At 46.6% G+C, this 324-nt stretch carries 1 protein-coding gene; it reads right to left on the reverse strand.

What is annotated here, in order from left to right; translation table 11 throughout:
- Positions 1 to 324, reverse strand: a 324-nt coding sequence (locus ACH8JV_RS19585) for a calcium-binding protein (RefSeq protein WP_396523320.1), incomplete at both ends; no start/stop codon positions are given.

Genomic DNA, 324 nt, shown 5'->3' on the forward strand with positions numbered 1-324 from the left:
TGTCCTGCCCATGACCTGACTGGAAGATATAAATATCTTTCTCATAATCACCACCTGTCATGACATCGTTACCACTGCCACCAATCAAGGTATCCTGACCAGCACCGCCATTCAACGTGTCATTGCCTGCTCCACCATTGAGCATGTCATTACCGTTATCACCATTCAGTACATCATTCCCTGAACCTGTGATCAGTGTGTCATTGCCATCACCACCGTTTAAGATGTTCTTACCTTCTCCACCATCTAACAGGTCATCACCTGCATAACCTGTCAGTGTGTCATCCCCTAGGCCACCAATCAGAATATCCTTACCTTTCCAGC

The sequence above is a fragment of the Acinetobacter sp. ABJ_C5_2 genome, from assembly GCF_044538485.1.
GTDB classification, from domain to species: Bacteria; Pseudomonadota; Gammaproteobacteria; order Pseudomonadales; family Moraxellaceae; genus Acinetobacter; species Acinetobacter nosocomialis_A.